This is a genomic window from Patiriisocius hiemis, assembly GCF_031846325.1.
Lineage (GTDB): Bacteria > Bacteroidota > Bacteroidia > Flavobacteriales > Flavobacteriaceae > Patiriisocius_A > Patiriisocius_A hiemis.
The window spans coordinates 315,096-328,130 of the sequence record NZ_JAVRHZ010000002.1 but is presented as its reverse complement, the minus strand read 5'-3'; the positions used below and the strand labels follow the sequence as shown (position 1 = coordinate 328,130).

Here is a 13,035-nt window from a genome sequence, read left to right as displayed (position 1 = left end):
CTTACGAAATAATTTCAATTTCAATGTGTGAGGCTGTCTCTTTACGTATGGCTAGATGGCTTCCATTAATGTTTAAATACAAAGGGTCTTGGAAAGGTGCAGTTTGCACTAATGCTACTTCATTGCCAGGAAGACACCCCATCTCTAGCAATTTTAGAGGGACAATTTCTGCTGAGAATTCTTTGATAATAGCGCGTTGTCCTTTTTTAAGATGGGCAATAGTAAGCATTAATATTATTTAGATTGATTTTAAACAACGCAAAAGTAAGGTAAAAAGAGCAAGTAAGAAAACTATTTTAAGGCTTTTCCTCTTCGGCTTTTAAGACTTCAATGTCTTTAAGTAATTGTGCAATGGCATCGGGTTGTGTGCCATCATAAAAACCGCGAATACGTTTTTTTGTATCAACAAGCACAAAATTTTCTGTATGCACTAAGTCGTATGGATTTCCTGTTTCTTTTGCAGCTAGGTAGGACTTTCTTGCTAGGTTATAAATCTCTTCTTTACCACCTGTGACTAGGTTCCATTTTGCATCGTTAACCCCTTTTTCAATCGCATATTTTTTAAGTTGTGCAACTGTATCAATTTCAGGCATTACTGTATGGGACAGCAATAAGATGTCGTTATCGTTTTTCAACTTTTCTTGTATTTGTAGCATATGACCCGTCATGATAGGGCAAATTGTCTGACAAGTCGTAAAAAAGAAATCGGCTACATAGATTTTATCTTTATAGTCTTTTTCAGTAACAGTTTTTCCATTTTGATTGGTTAATTCAAAAGATCCAATTGTGTGGTATTTTTTTACATGCTGAATTGTAGAGTCTACCAATTCTGCATTCACAGTATCTGGCTGATAAATTGGGAGTGTTCTCTCGGGTTTTAAAATAGAATATATAACCGAAATAATAATGGCAGAAAGCACCAAAAGCACGATAGCAAAAAACTTATATTTAGCAAAAAACTGAAGCATTTTTAAGAACAAAAAAGTGGATTACAAAAATACGGCTCGAAAGTTGATTTCACCAGTTAATTTGTAGTAAAAATGAAACACATAGAAGTATAACCTACATAATTTTTATACCAATTTAGAATAGGTTACTTTTGTGCGTTATTTAGAAAAGAGAACAGTTGTCTATGAGTCCATTTGTAGTTAAAGCATTACAGCTTTTATTAAGTTTATCATTATTAATTGTCCTTCATGAATTAGGACACTTTATTCCAGCAAAAATTTTTAAAACTAGAGTCGAAAAGTTTTTTCTATTCTTTGATGTAAAGTTCGCTTTATTTAAAAAGAAAATAGGCGAAACGGTTTATGGAATTGGCTGGTTACCTCTAGGTGGGTATGTGAAGATTAGTGGTATGATAGATGAGAGTATGGACAAAGAACAAATGGCGCAAGAACCACAACCGTGGGAGTTTAGAAGTAAACCAGCTTGGCAACGCCTTATTATTATGTTAGGCGGGGTTACTGTAAATATAATTGTAGGGTTTTTTATCTATTCAATGATTTTATATTTCTACGGAAGAGATATTACTACTAATGAAGATATGCCAAGGGGTTTTGCAGTAGCTCAAGAGTTTAAAGAGTTTGGGTTTCAAGATGGAGATAAGATATTGCAGGTTAATGGTGAGCCATTAGAAGATGTAACAGATATTAATAGATTGCTTTTTTTAACAGATGTACAAACGGTAACTGTGCAACATCAAAACTTTCAAACGGAAACAATATCATTGCCAGAAGATATCGGTTCTGAGATGTTTGATAAAGACGTAATAAGACCTTTTGAGATTATAAGGCAACCTATATTAGATACTGTTGTAGCAGATCTTCCTGCTGCAAAAGCAGGTTTGCTTAAAGGAGATAAAATTATTGCTGTAAATGGAAAACAAGTAACTTATTGGCATGATTTTACTAACGAAATAGATAATAACAAAAACACAGAAAGTACTGTTGTTATTTCAAGGAATAACATAATAGACACTTTAAGTGTTACTCCAAATGAAGATGGTGTAATTGGAATTCAAAATTTTGCTCGAGATATAGGTGAAACAAAAATAAAATACAGTTTTGGAGAAGCTATTACCGGAGGTATTGGTTACGGTTACCGAACGTTAAAAAATTATGTAGCTCAATTTAAGTATGTATTTACTGCAAAAGGCGCAACACAAGTAGGTGGTTTTGGTGCTATAGGAAACTTATTTCCAGATGCCTGGAATTGGGTGTCTTTTTGGGAAACAACAGCATTAATATCTATTATTCTGGCATTCATGAATATCTTACCTATCCCTGCATTAGATGGAGGACACGTAATGTTTTTATTATATGAAATGGTAAGCGGGCGCAAGCCTAACGATAAGTTTATGGAGTATGCTCAAATGGTAGGTTTCTTTATACTTATTGCACTAGTACTGTTTGCAAACGGAAATGATATTTACCGTTGGTTGTTTGGAAGCTAAAAAAATATAATTTTCTTTTTGTGTCAAATCAAAATAAAGTTATATTTGCATCCGCTTAAAGGTACTTGTCTTTAAGTAAAGAATAAAATTCTCCCTTAGCTCAGTTGGTTAGAGCATCTGACTGTTAATCAGAGGGTCCTTGGTTCGAGCCCAAGAGGGAGAGCAAATTAAACAAAAAACCCACTCAATTTGAGTGGGTTTTTGTTTTTGATGTGTTTTTGAATATTTAAAGTAAAACTTTCATAATTATTTACCCAAATTCTCCAACATAATCTTAGTCATGTCATCTAGTTCATATTTATGATCCCAGCCCCAATCCTCTCTGGCAAGAGAATCGTCTATGCTTTCTGGCCAAGAGTCTGCAATGGCTTGTCTAAAATCTGGTTCGTAACTAATGCTAAACTCTGGAATGTGCTTTCTTATACTTGCCGCAATTTCTTCAGGATTAAAACTAATTGCTCCAACATTATAAGAGTTTCTAATTTTAATATCACTTTCTGGAGCTTCCATAATTCCAATAGTAGCTTTTAATGCATCATCCATAAACATCATGGGCAGGGTAGATTCAGCATTTAAAAAACAAATATATTTTTTATGTTTTATTGCTTTGTAATAAATATCTACAGCATAATCTGTTGTACCACCTCCTGGTAGTGTTGTATAACTTATAAGCCCTGGGTATCTTATACTTCTCACATCTACTCCATATTTTTTATTGTAGTATTCACACCAGCGCTCCCCAGTTTGTTTACTAATCCCATATACTGTAGAGGGTTCCATAATAGTGCGTTGAGGAGTATTTACTTTTGGAGTTGTAGGCCCAAATACAGCAATGCTAGAAGGCCAAAATATCTTATTAATCTTACCATCTCTAGCCAAATTTAAAACATTAAAAAGGGAGTCCATATTGAGGTTCCAAGCTCGCATTGGAAATTTTTCTGCAGTTGCAGAAAGCATAGCGGCCATTAAATAAACATCTGTAATTTCATATTTTATTACTATATCCTGCAATGAATCATAATCCATAGCATCTAGAATTTCAAAAGGGCCACTTTGCATCATAGCGGTATCACCTTCTACAATATCACTTGCAATTACTTTATGTGGGGCGTATTTGGCTCGCAATCGTGCAGTTAATTCGGTTCCTATTTGTCCGCAAGCGCCAATAATCAGTATTCTTTTTTTCAATTTTTTTCAATTTTTTTTCGGAAGCTAAAGATAACTATAAACTTTTGAGTTTCACTAATAGGTTGTAACAAGAACAACTATCTTTGTGTCTTTAAAAGTATTATGCGACTACGTAAATTTTGGCACATATTAGGGGCACTTGTTTTAATTTCCTGCGGAAAAACTTCAGAAACACAAGAACAAGAAACTGTTGTTCAAGACAATACTACATCTTTTGGTGCAAGGCAATATAAACTACCATCATTTTCTGAAGCAGCTCAAAAACAAATTCAACAATGGAAAGCATTTGAAGATTTTGAAAACGGCCTCACTCGATTTCAGAAAGTTGGAATAGAAGCCATAAAAAATAATTCTGAAAGGCTTTTAATCACTACAGATTCTATTACTAAGACTATTCCTGACACCTTAAATCAAAGCCCAATTTATGCACGATTACTCGTTGCAAAAACGAGAGTGGCTATGTTGCATCAAGAAGTGCGAAAGTCTAGAGTAGATAGTGCTCAGGTGGAAGACCAACTTAAAGAACTCTATAAAGCAACAAATGATTTAGTGCTTCAAATTAATGAAAAATTTGAAAGAGAAGCAATAGATGTTCAACGACTTGAGGAAGAAGAAAAAGAGCGACAAGAGCAGAAACGTTTTTTAGATTCAGTTTATCAAGCGGAGCTTAAAGACCAAAAAAACTAAAGCAGTCCCTGTTTAAAATGATACTGCAATACTAGGTCCAAATGTATTGAGTCTACTTTTTTAAAAACTTCACCTTCTTCTTTTTTGTAATGTGGTGCTTCAACATTTAACTGTCTGGCAACTTTAGTATAATAATCTCTCTTGGTAGGGTGTTCTGGAATTACACCATTAAAAATATGTCCAAAAGCATCTTGTTGAATAATCTGTGTGAGTATACCAATACAGTCTTCTCTGTGAATAAGATTTACGGGTGCATCCCCTCCAGACAACTCTTTTCTTCCAGCAAGGTAACGTACTGGTTGTCGAGTCCCTCCAAAAAGCCCTCCAAATCGTACAATAGATGTATTAATAAAAGGAGCGTTAAAGTATAACTGCTCAACTTCAAAAAGTTGCTTTGCGGCTTCTGTAGTTGGTATTGGGATGTCTTTTTCAGATACTTCTCCTTGGGAGTCATCATAGACAGATGTACTACTTATTAAAATGACTTTTTTAATATCACTTTCAGAAATTTTATCTAGAAAGTACTTCATTTTTAATACATAATTGGCTCCTGTATTTCTCCGTAATCCTGGGGGAATCATTATTGCCAAAACAGAGAGATTCTTAAGAAACCCTGCAACACTCCCTGTAACGCCACTCTCAGAAAGTTCTACTGCATAGGCGTTAAAACCTTGTTTTTGTAATCTTGAAGCTTTTTCAACTTGAGTTACAGTCCCTTTTATGTTGTAACCTAACGTTTGTAAATGTTGTGCAAAAGCCTTTCCCAACCATCCTAATCCTGCAATTCCTATTGTGTTGTTCATAAGCTATTAAGTTGCCTATTTGTAATGGTGTCTTTTATTGCTTTCGGGATACTGTCTGAAGCAAAACTTTTTTTAACTATAATAGCATCTGTTACAACAAAGGGTTTTGGCATCATATTATTTGCTCTATTATTAATGGTAAATTGTGGATGACTCAACAAATCATAAGAATATTCTAATACTGTAAAAGTAACAGGAGGATGGTTGGCATCTATTGTATATTCTAATGTAAGCGGATCGTTATCTGCTACATAGTATCTTACTAGGCTATTGTTTATTCGTTTGCTTTGAAGGTTTACAGCGTCTTCATCTGGCTCATCTGATTTGCCATTCATTATTAGATTTTCAAAAACAATGTTTTCATCTACATATATTCCTAATCGTTGTAGATTTCTTTGCGGAGTAATTGTAAATGATACATTTTTCTTATTATCAATAATAGTGTCCTTATGCAAAGAAAGAGTAAAAGATGCTATATCTTTTTGTGGAGCCTTAGCAGCATAGGTATACGGAGTATTGTATTTACTTCCTGCAACACTAGAAATAAATTTTGAAGCCTCTTCTGGCGTATCACCTAGATACCCTTTTGTCCAATCATCAAGAATTTTATCATACGTTACCCAGTAACTTTCATTGGTTTCTGTATCCTGGTAATAGACCAAACTATTAGGTTTCTGTCTTGTTTCGGAAAAATCACTTTTAATATGTGCAGTTATAAAAAACACAATAGCTCCAATAAAACTTAATGCAGCGAGGATGTTTTTCCAACGATAATTACCTACCACGGGCAATATCAAACCAAAGGTAAGTACTGTAAACACACAACTTATTACTAACATTTCTAGGCCTAGTCCAACTGGAAAAAACTGAATTAAAGGCGAAAACAAAAGTATAGCTGGACTTGCTAATAAGGTTAATAATAAAATGTTAGGCTTTTCTTGTTTGATAAGTAACCAGAAAGAAACTAAGCCAAATAGTACAGGAATAATAAAATAGGCAGCTCCTTTAATAATAATAAACACTACAACATTTATGATAATCCAAAATAAAAGGGGTGCAACATACAATCCAGCGACAGCATCATTTTTACCAAACTTCTTATACGTTTTTAAAAGAATTGCCAGGGTGAGTAATACAAAAAAGGCAATGTACAAGTGCCCGTTGTAGGTAAACCCATGCTGAATTTCATTATAACCAGGGTACATCCAGAGTAGCAATTTCCACCCAAAAAACCCGATAACTCCACTAATTACAAGTGGTGTTAAAAAAGCAGCAAAACCTCTAGCAATGGTCTTTCCTTTTAGTTTCCTTTTTGAAACTCCATAAAATAGCAGCCCTATAAAACCAACAATAGCGAGTAGTAGCATCCATAATATCCAAGAAAATGGATAACTAATCATTTTTATGAAAGGAGCATTAACATATACATAATCTTCTTCAGCTTTAAGATTTTCTAAATCACTAGTGGCAAAATAACTAAGTAGTGGAAGCAAATAACTCCCTTGATGTTGTAAGGTTTCTTCGTCTAAATTTTCATAGTTATCATTTGCAGTATGATAATCAAAATGGTCGTCTATAAAGGCAAAGAAAAAACTATCTATATCGCCATCTTCTCTAAAAACTGTAGAGTCTGTATCATTTGGAAGCATTTTGTATATGCTATACATTAATGAAGAAGCAACTGGGAATTCAGGATTGGCAGCAATAAACTCTCTTATGAGATTAGCATTTCCTTGGTTGGTTTCTAGTATCATATTACTGGGGCCACCACTTCCACGCGCCTCAAAATTAAGAACAAGACCAGCATCTTGTGCCCACCTGTGTTCGTTTACAAAAAGTGAAGCGCCATCGAGACCAATTTCTTCAGCATCACTAAAAAGTATAATAATATCATTTTTAGGTTGCTGTCCATTTGCTAAATAGGCACGCAGACTTTCTAAAATAGTTACCACACCACTTCCCGCATCACTTGCGCCATAAGAGGGTACCATTGCACTATCATAATGTGATAAAAGCACTAAAGATTTTGTGCTGTTAGTCCCTTTTATTCTAGCAACAATATTTTTAGGTTTTATAAGGTGGAATCCTCCAGGGTATGAAATAATACTATCGTTTTTTGATGTTTTATAAGTCCATAAGTCACAAACAAAGCCTTCTTGAACTTCAGTCTCTGCGCCTAGATCTTTTAATTCTGAAACAAGGTAATCACGCACTTTCTCATGTGCTTTAGAACCGTAATAATGAGGTTTTTTAGTGATTTCTTTAAGGTGGACTAGCGCTCTTTGGGTAGAAAATTCAGTTTCTGGAATACTACCATCTGTACCTTTATTGGGCATAAGGCTGTAAAAACTATAGAATATTAAAAAGAGAACAAGTACAAAAGAGAGGAGTGCGGTAATTTTTTTCATGTGTGGTTGGCTTTAGCTGTTTTAAAAATACGACTTTATTACTAATGTTGAATCTTGAAAAAAAGACAAATAAGGTATTTGTAAATTGTTTATATTTAAGAAACCTAAAATAGTAACGTCATGGGAATTAAAAGTTTTATGGGCAAAAGAGCCAAGCAGACCAAGGGGAGTAATGAAAATATTACTGTTGCAGATTATATGAGTAAAAACTTAACCACTTTTACACCAGATCAATCTGTGATGGAGGTTATGAATACTTTAATTAAAAACAGAATCTCTGGAGGACCTGTGGTAAATGATAAAAATGAACTAGTTGGTATTATAAGTGAAGGAGATTGTATGAAACAAATAAGCGAAAGCAGATACTATAATCACCCAATGGAAGACATTAAGGTAGAGCAACACATGGCCAAAAATGTAGAAACTATAGATGGTAATATGAATGTTTTTGACGCTGCTAATAAATTTTTAGAATCTAAGCATAGACGTTTTCCTATTTTAGAAAATGGTAAGTTGGTAGGCTTAATTAGCCAAAAAGATGTTCTAAAAGCAGCCTTAGAATTAAAGGGGCAGACTTGGAAATAAGTTACATCCTCAAATCTGTCTTCACCAATAAATACCAATCATTTTCAAGGGCTAGATATCCTTGGTCATAAACGTAATTATAGACACTTCCTGTTTTAGTAACGTATTGACTGGTGTAGAATTTAAAATTAAAATCTTCACGAAGTAAGCGTTCTTTTGGGACTTTGGTTTTGTCTTTAGTGTTAAGTTTTTCTAGTATACGATAATTTTTACGAAGCCTATTATTAATATTTCTTACTAAGTTTTTAGTATCCTTGTTAAGTGTGTTGTTGTAGTTATTTCGGCAACCATCACTACAGAATTTTTTATCGGCTCTCCCAATAATTTTTCTACCACATTCTGGACATTTTTTCTCTTCCATAAGCTACTCTTCTTTAGTTTTTTCTTCTTCTGAAGAGGTTATATTAAACCTATAAACAGCTTCAAATTTTACAAAGAAACCTCCACTTATATCTGGATTAAGTTGGGTTCTATTATCACCAAAGGCAAATGCCGAAAGACCCAAGTCTATAGTTTGCCCATCGGGATATATTTCATAATTGTTACTAGAATAGCCAAACTTTGCACGTAACAACACACTTTTTTGTAGCGCGTTAAACTGAATATAACTAGCAAACTCTAAAGAAGCTAAATCTACATAACTTTCAGAAACACCCTCTTCGTTATAAAGCCTAAAACTCCTTCCAATACCATAATAATCAAGACCATACGTTATACTTCCAGATGTATAATTGATATCAGTTGAAATAGGCAAGGAGACATCCATTTCAAATTTGGAGTTAGGACTTAAGTAGTACCAACCAAAGATAGGTGTCGAAAAAATACCAAAAGCTTCACTACTTGCATAAAGTCCAAAACGATATTTAAGGTGTTCATTTTTTTGATATTTTAAAAGTGCAACCCCTCCAAAGTAAAAATCGTCTCCAGTAATTTCATTGTAGTCTGATGCTATTTTTGGCAATAGTACTAGCGTGCTACTCCATTTTTCATTATAGGTTGAAGCTAACCCTACTTTTAATATGGTACTATATAAACTAGTAAAAGAAGCCTCTGGGAATAGCTGTAAGTTATTTCGGCTAAAGACCGCTCCTGTAATAAGAGCATGGTTGTCATTTAAGACAACAGGAATGGTTAGGTCTGCTTCAAAAGACTTTACAAAGGTACTTTCTTCAGTATCTACAAAATCGTTATTGAAGGTTTGTCCATAGCCAATTTTAAGCAAATCAACATAATCTTGTCCAACAACTATAGCTGGAACAAATAGTAAAAAGAACAATATTTTTTTCAATGGCGTGAGTGTTGATTTCAGTAAATATACAAATTAGAATTATTGTGAAGTTTTAGATTTAAAAACTGAAAGAAGAGAGATTTTATCAAACTGTTATTTGCTGTATTTGCACATAGTAAATTAATTCAAAATTTAGTACTTTCGCATCCTGCCTAACCAAGGTGTTGGGAAGTGTTGAATTTTAACTACTTAACCCTCAAAAAAGGGCGATAGATATGAGCAAGAATTTTAAAGAATACAATGGATTAAATCTCCCAAAATTAGGAGAAGAAATACTAGACTTTTGGAAACGTGAAAACATTTTTGAAGAGAGTATTTCTATTCGTGAAGGAGCGACTCCTTTTGTGTTTTTTGAAGGGCCTCCATCTGCAAACGGATTGCCCGGAATTCATCACGTAATGGCACGTGCTATAAAAGATATTTTTTGCCGTTATAAAACCCAAAAAGGTTTTAAAGTAGATAGAAAAGCAGGATGGGACACACATGGTTTGCCTATTGAACTAGGAGTTGAGAAAGAATTGGGCATCACTAAAGAAGATATTGGTAAAAAAATATCTGTTGAAGATTATAATGCAGCATGTAGAAAAGCTGTAATGCGTTACACCGATGTTTGGAACAAAGTGACTGAAAGTTATGGTTATTGGGTGGATATGGAAGACCCATACATTACTTACAAGTCTAAATACATGGAGACGGTGTGGTGGTTACTTAAGCAGATATACAACAAAGACCTTTTATACAAAGGTTATACTATACAACCATACTCTCCTAAAGCAGGAACGGGACTAAGCTCTCATGAGTTAAACCAGCCAGGAACCTATCAAGACGTAACCGATACTACAGTTGTAGCTCAGTTTAAAACAAAAGAAGAAACACTTCCGGGGTTTCTTAAAAAATATGACCATCTTCACTTCCTTGCTTGGACTACAACGCCTTGGACATTGCCAAGTAATACAGCATTAACAGTTGGCGCTAACATTGATTATGTTGTAGTGGCTACCTATAATCAATATACTTTTGAGCCAGTTCATGTAATCTTAGCAAAAAACCTAGTTGCAAAACAGTTTACTGGAAAGTATGAACAAACCGAAGACCTTTCGGTTCTAACAAACTATAAAAAAGAAGAAAAGAAAATACCATTTTTTATAGCTGCTGAATGTAAAGGAAAAGACCTTTTAGATATCCGTTACGAGCAGTTGTTAGATTATGCATTACCTAATGATAATCCAGAAAACGCTTTTAGAGTAATTGCAGGAGATTTTGTTACTACCGAAGACGGTACAGGTATTGTTCACACCGCACCAACTTTTGGAGCAGATGATGCCTTAGTAGCAAAACAAGCAACTCCAGAGGTACCGCCTTTATTAGTGAAAGATGAAAACGATAATTTAGTACCGCTGGTTAATCTACAAGGTAAATTTAGACCCGAAATGGGAGAGTTTGCTGGCAAGTACGTTAAAAATGAGTATTACAAGGATGGGGAAGCACCAGAAAAGAGTGTAGATGTAGAAATCGCCATTAAACTTAAAACCGAAAACAAAGCCTTTAAAGTTGAGAAATACGTACATAGTTACCCTAACTGTTGGCGTACCGATAAACCAATTTTATACTACCCATTAGACTCCTGGTTTATAAAAGCAACCAGCTTTAAAGACCGTATGTTCGAGCTAAACCAAACTATAAACTGGAAACCAAAAGCTACGGGTGAAGGACGATTTGGTAATTGGCTTGCTAATGCAAATGATTGGAACTTATCACGTTCACGTTACTGGGGAATCCCGTTACCGTTGTGGAGAACCGAAGATGGAAAAGAAGAAATCTGTGTTGGTTCTATTAAAGAATTAAAAGCCGAAATGGGAAAAGCCGTTGCTGCTGGAGTAATGAAAGCAGATATTTTTGAAGCTTTTGAGGCAGGTGATTTTTCTGAAGAAAATTATGAAAGAGTAGACCTTCATAAAAACATTGTAGATACCATTACCCTTGTTTCTCCAAGTGGAAAACCCATGAAACGTGAAGCAGATCTTATAGATGTTTGGTTTGATAGTGGTTCTATGCCTTATGCACAATGGCATTACCCTTTTGAAAACAAAGAAAAAGTAGAAAATACTTGGCGTAAAGCCGATTTCATTGCTGAAGGTGTTGACCAAACCAGAGGTTGGTTTTATACATTACATGCTATTGCTACTATGATTTTTGATGATGTAGCGTATAAAAATGTTGTGTCCAATGGTTTGGTGTTAGATAAAAACGGGCAAAAGATGTCTAAACGTTTAGGAAATGCAGTAGACCCTTTTGAAACGCTAGCTCAATATGGCCCAGATGCTACACGCTGGTACATGATTAGTAATGCAAACCCATGGGATAACTTAAAATTTGATAGTGATGGTATTGCTGAGGTACGTAATAAGTTCTTTGGGACTCTTTACAATACGTATAGTTTCTTCAGTTTATATGCAAATCTTGATAATTTTGAGTTTACAGAAGCAGATATCCCATTAGAAGATAGACCAGAAATAGACCGTTGGATACTTTCAGAATTACATACGTTAATTGGTAAAGTAGATAATGCTTTTACCGACTACGAACCCACTAGAGCAGCTCGTGCAATAAATGAGTTTGTGCAAGAAAACTTAAGTAATTGGTTTGTTCGTTTAAGTAGAAGACGCTATTGGAAAGGAGAGTATGCTCAAGATAAAATATCTGCTTACCAAACACTACATACTTGTTTAGTTACCGTAGCCCAATTAGGAGCGCCCATTGCTCCATTCTTTATGGATAGGTTGTATAAAGATTTAACCTCAGGCACTAGTATGGGTGGAGAAAAATCGGTACATTTAAGTAACTTTCCTGTTGCAGATACGTCTTACATAGACAAAGTACTTGAGCATAAGATGCAAAAGGCACAAACAATATCTTCTTTAGTATTGTCGTTGAGACAGCGAGAGAAGATTAAAGTGAGACAACCGCTTCAGAAAATTATGATTCCAGTATTGGAAGCTTCAGAAAAAGAAGAAATTTTAGCGGTTTCAGATTTAATTAAGTCTGAAGTAAATGTAAAAGAAATTGAGCTTATAGATGAAGGTTCTGGAATACTAGTGAAACAAATAAAACCAGACTTTAAAAAACTAGGCCCTCGTTTTGGTAAGGACATGAAGTTAGTTGCTGGTGCAATTTCAGGTTTTGATCAAGAGCAAATTGCTGTAATTGAGAAAAATGGTGAAATAGAGATTGTGGTTAACAATATGCCAACCACTATAACAGTAGATGATGTGCTTATTAGTTCTCAAGACATAGAAGGTTGGTTAGTAGCTAATGCAAACGGAGTGACAGTTGCACTAGATATTACAATTACTCCAGAACTTAAAAATGAAGGTATTGCTAGAGAACTAGTTAATCGAATTCAAAATATTAGAAAAGATTCAGGCTTTGAAGTAACCGATAAAGTAGCAATTAAAATTAAAAAGGAAGACGCCTTAGAGTTAGCAGTATCACAAAATATTGAGTATATTAAACAAGAAACTTTAACCGAAGTATTGCAATTTGAGGATGAAATAAGCAATGGAACAGAAATTGCTTTTGATGAAATTGCAACTCAACTTGAAATAAAAAAACATTAAACGA

Annotated in this window: 11 protein-coding genes and 1 tRNA gene; 5 read left to right on the top strand and 7 right to left on the bottom strand. The window is 34.4% G+C overall.

Going from position 1 to position 13,035, the window contains the following annotated elements; translation table 11 throughout:
• Position 1 precedes the first annotated feature (1 nt).
• On the bottom strand, positions 2–229 hold the full coding sequence (locus tag RM538_RS05635; RefSeq protein ID WP_311332425.1) for a FeoA family protein: 228 nt from the start codon (positions 227–229) through the stop codon (positions 2–4).
• Between the two features lie 67 nt (positions 230–296).
• Positions 297–968 (bottom strand): SCO family protein, encoded by a 672-nt coding sequence (locus tag RM538_RS05630; RefSeq protein ID WP_311332424.1) that lies wholly within the window; start codon positions 966–968, stop codon positions 297–299.
• Positions 969–1,132: 164 nt separating this feature from the next.
• Here RM538_RS05630 and rseP point away from each other — a divergent pair, with 164 nt between their 5' ends.
• Positions 1,133–2,455, top strand: coding sequence for an RIP metalloprotease RseP (gene rseP, locus RM538_RS05625; protein ID WP_311332423.1), 1,323 nt, complete (start codon positions 1,133–1,135; stop codon positions 2,453–2,455).
• Positions 2,456–2,544: 89 nt separating this feature from the next.
• Positions 2,545–2,618 (top strand) — tRNA-Asn (locus tag RM538_RS05620).
• A gap of 83 nt (positions 2,619–2,701) precedes the next feature.
• Here the strand turns inward: RM538_RS05620 and RM538_RS05615 are convergent.
• Complete coding sequence (locus RM538_RS05615) at positions 2,702–3,643, bottom strand: NAD-dependent epimerase/dehydratase family protein (protein WP_311332422.1); 942 nt, start codon at positions 3,641–3,643, stop codon at positions 2,702–2,704.
• A gap of 102 nt (positions 3,644–3,745) precedes the next feature.
• On the opposite strand from RM538_RS05615, the gene RM538_RS05610 reads away from it, so the two are divergent.
• Positions 3,746–4,330, top strand: coding sequence for a hypothetical protein (locus RM538_RS05610; protein WP_311332421.1), 585 nt, complete (start codon positions 3,746–3,748; stop codon positions 4,328–4,330).
• Here the strand turns inward: RM538_RS05610 and RM538_RS05605 are convergent.
• Both RM538_RS05605 and RM538_RS05600 read right to left on the bottom strand, forming a co-directional pair.
• Positions 4,327–5,133, bottom strand: a complete 807-nt coding sequence (locus RM538_RS05605; protein ID WP_311332420.1) for a Rossmann-fold NAD(P)-binding domain-containing protein — start codon at positions 5,131–5,133, stop codon at positions 4,327–4,329. The genes RM538_RS05610 and RM538_RS05605 overlap by 4 nt on opposite strands.
• On the bottom strand, positions 5,130–7,541 hold the full coding sequence (locus RM538_RS05600; protein WP_311332419.1) for a M20/M25/M40 family metallo-hydrolase: 2,412 nt from the start codon (positions 7,539–7,541) through the stop codon (positions 5,130–5,132). The genes RM538_RS05605 and RM538_RS05600 overlap by 4 nt, the downstream gene beginning before the upstream one ends.
• Before the next feature lie 120 nt (positions 7,542–7,661).
• Between RM538_RS05600 and RM538_RS05595 the strand changes: the two genes are divergently transcribed.
• Positions 7,662–8,126 carry a CBS domain-containing protein gene (locus RM538_RS05595; RefSeq protein ID WP_311332418.1) on the top strand — a complete coding sequence of 155 codons (465 nt, stop codon included), beginning with the start codon at positions 7,662–7,664 and terminating at the stop codon, positions 8,124–8,126.
• Position 8,127: 1 nt separating this feature from the next.
• Here RM538_RS05595 and RM538_RS05590 read toward each other — a convergent pair whose 3' ends face one another.
• Positions 8,128–8,487 (bottom strand): hypothetical protein, encoded by a 360-nt coding sequence (locus RM538_RS05590; protein ID WP_311332417.1) that lies wholly within the window; start codon positions 8,485–8,487, stop codon positions 8,128–8,130.
• A 3-nt stretch (positions 8,488–8,490) separates the two neighbouring features.
• Positions 8,491–9,414 carry a DUF6268 family outer membrane beta-barrel protein gene (locus RM538_RS05585; RefSeq protein WP_311332416.1) on the bottom strand — a complete coding sequence of 308 codons (924 nt, stop codon included), beginning with the start codon at positions 9,412–9,414 and terminating at the stop codon, positions 8,491–8,493.
• Positions 9,415–9,629: 215 nt separating this feature from the next.
• On the opposite strand from RM538_RS05585, the gene ileS reads away from it, so the two are divergent.
• A complete protein-coding gene (gene ileS, locus RM538_RS05580; RefSeq protein ID WP_311332415.1) occupies positions 9,630–13,031 on the top strand; it encodes an isoleucine--tRNA ligase in 3,402 nt (1,133 codons plus the stop codon).
• The last annotated feature ends 4 nt before the right edge of the window (positions 13,032–13,035 follow it).